We start from the raw sequence: 2900 nt of genomic DNA, 5'->3' as shown, positions 1-2900 counted from the left end.
CTTATCACTATATTTATTTTTATACATTATTATTCTCCTTTTTTAAAATGGTATTTGACTTATTAAATAAAAACTATTGTCATTTTTGACAACACATTCAGCAGTAACTAATTTTTTAATACTTTTTGAAAATTGATGTTTATCAACTCCAATATGAAATTCAACATCAGAATACTTATCAAATTTAAAGTAATCATGTTTATCAGAATATAGATACATATGAAAATAAACTTTCAAATCAGTTTTTGACAACTTAATATCTTCTTCAAAAAACTTAATTAGCATTCCCATCAGAAATTTTTTATCTATATTTTCTTTGCAATTTATTTCTGTCATTTTTCAACCTCCTATTTTTATAATTGATTACTATTTAGATATCATGTTTTTTAAAGTTGTCAAATTAGACAACAATAAATAACTTCAATTTATGCAGTTGACTAAATAAAACCAAATGATATAAAAATTACATATAGGTTATATTGCGAGATATGGCTTGGGGTCCCCCCAAACCTCTCGATTTACTTCGTAAATGTAAAATCAAAACAAAAACACTTACATAATTAAAGACAATATTTCCGCATTGGCATTTGGATAATATTAAAGGATTTAGTTATGGATAACGAAATAGAAAAAGATAAAAAACCCAGAAGAAAATCTATCAAAATAAGGTTAGATGATGATCTGTATGATGATTTACATGAGTTTAAAATAATTTATAAATGTAGCAATTGGGAAGAATTAATTATTCGTCTGATGAGTGAAACCAAGGGCATAAAAAAGGTTCAGGTTGATAAAGATGGTAAAGCTTTAAAGTATATAAATTCTTTACAAAGAGCAGGAACAAACTTAAATCAAATTGCAAAAGTAGCTAATACCAATGGTCAAATTGATGATGATTCTTTTGAAAAATTTCAAAAGCTTTCAAGCCAAATTAAAAGAGCTAGAATTTATTTCTGCAAGAATGTAATCCCTGTTTTTTATGATAGGGAGAAATAATTATGGCTGTATTTATATCACTTCACAAAGGCGGAAGTATAAGAGCTTTGAGAGGTATTATTAGATACAACTCAAAAGCAAAGAAAGGATTTCATGATGATACAAACCCAAGATTAATTGGTGTAATTTCTAACAGTGGTTTTTGTGATGATGTTAGTGATGAAGAAAGTTATAAACGATTGACTGAAAACTTTGTATTAGATATTCATGCTAATTCATTACTATCAACGAATAAAAGACAAAAGCACATATACGAGCATTCTACAATTTCATTTGATAGAGATGATGATGAAAAGTATGGAATGAAAAAACTCACAGAACTAGCTTTAAAGATAGCTAATGAGGCTAACCCCAATGGTGCGCCACAGATGTTATGGCCTCAAATTGATAGCGGTAAATTGCATTTTCATTTGGTGCGTGGTCTACACGATGAAAACGGAAAGTATCAGTTAAAATCTAATGACTATCATAGAGTTAATAACTTCATTCAAAAGTTAGAAAAATCTGAAAATCTAACTCTTACAGGAAAAAATGATCCAAACAATTGGATTTGGAAAACTGTTGACGGTAAAAAGAAAAAAACTTATTTCCCTGGTGATAAATCATCATCAAACAAGTTAGCTAAAAACAAAATTCGAGACATGAAGATATTGATAAATGACGATGGCGATATTAAATACATCAATAAAATCAATACGAATATTAACACTGTAGAAGATTTAAAAAATAAAAACCTGTCTTATCGTGGTAAAAACAAAAGACTTAAAATCAATAAAATAAAGCCTCTTCAAGATAAAAACGATCAGATGGAAAAGCCTATTAAATATGGAGTTTTACAATCTGCGTCTAATTGGGTTGCGAAACAATTTCTTGAACCAGAAACAACAAAAGCTTATAGAGATAGAAAAGAATTAGATAATATAATCAAAGATAATTATAAGAAAATGGATAAAATTAATGAAAAGTTTATCCGTAACAATCAGATAATTAATGCAAAACTGCATAAAAACAACATATCATTAGGTAAGTTAAAAGAAGATCGTAAAAAATATCATGGTAAAAAAAACAAGCAAAATAAAAAAATGAATCTTAAAGTTGATCACGCTGATGAAAAACTTAATTTCAAAAATACAATTAACAATGCTTATAGAAAATCTACTAATTCAAAAGAATTTTTAAAATTACTTAATGAGAATAATATCGAAGCAAATATTACATTTCATAATAATGGTAAAAGTGGCGGAATTACGTTTAATTCAACAAAAAATGATGATCTTGCTATGGCAGGCGGTAAAGTTAACTCATACCTTACATTTGGTAAGGTCAAGAAGAATGACCCAGAATTATTTAGCTTGTTAACGGGTGAAACAAGCTTATTAACACTAACAAATAATAATAAAAATCATGTAGAAAATAACTTTGAAATAAGCAACTTAAACAAGAACTACAAAGAAAAAGTAAATATGGATGGCTCTATTTCTATCTTTTATGTAAAGAAAAACGCTGAAAAATATCCACATAATCACAACATAAAGATAAATGCTGAAAAAAATAAAATTTCATTTGGTAATAACATGAATGAGTTTGATGTTGAAATGGCTTATAAACTAGCTAAATCTAACGGTTGGACAAATGCAGAGAGTAATAATAAACAGTTAATTTTAGACTCTATGGTTATTGCTTATTCAGAGAATAAAGAAGATTTATTATTCTTCCAAACAAAAGAACCGACTTTAAAAATTAGTGAATTAAAAGATATTATTGGTAATGATCCTCTTTCAAAAGACAATTTAATAAAATTGGTTGATGGTAATTATGTGGCTGATGAAGATAAAAAAGAGTTGATTGGTTTTGTTAAAACTCAAATATATAATTCTAAATTTAAAGATGTTAATGTTATAGAT

At 26.9% G+C, this 2900-nt stretch carries 3 protein-coding genes; 2 read left to right on the top strand and 1 reads right to left on the bottom strand.

What is annotated here, in order from left to right:
- Positions 1–42: 42 nt before the first annotated feature.
- Entirely contained in the window at positions 43–336 is a 294-nt protein-coding gene (locus BCU68_RS15845; RefSeq protein WP_102565708.1) for a hypothetical protein, read from the bottom strand.
- A 276-nt stretch (positions 337–612) separates the two neighbouring features.
- On the opposite strand from BCU68_RS15845, the gene mobC reads away from it, so the two are divergent.
- Together mobC and BCU68_RS15835 are read left to right on the top strand one after the other, a co-directional pair.
- Positions 613–996 (top strand): plasmid mobilization relaxosome protein MobC, encoded by a 384-nt coding sequence (gene mobC / locus BCU68_RS15840; protein ID WP_102565707.1) that lies wholly within the window; start codon positions 613–615, stop codon positions 994–996.
- 2 nt (positions 997–998) lie between these two features.
- On the top strand, positions 999–2900 hold a 1902-nt coding region (locus tag BCU68_RS15835), incomplete at its 3' end, for a hypothetical protein (RefSeq protein ID WP_133126156.1).

The sequence above is a fragment of the Vibrio sp. 10N.286.49.B3 genome (assembly GCF_002873395.1).
Classification (GTDB): Bacteria; Pseudomonadota; Gammaproteobacteria; order Enterobacterales; family Vibrionaceae; genus Vibrio.
Note: the sequence above shows the minus strand (reverse complement) of the source record. Positions and strands in the feature narration are given on the sequence as shown.

What these genes read in the sequence shown, in the direction of transcription:
- mobC (WP_102565707.1), top strand. Translation starts at nt 613, where the DNA reads ATGGATAACGAAATAGAAAAAGATAAAAAACCCAGAAGAAAATCTATC.
- BCU68_RS15845 (WP_102565708.1), bottom strand. Translation starts at nt 336, where the DNA reads ATGACAGAAATAAATTGCAAAGAAAATATAGATAAAAAATTTCTGATG.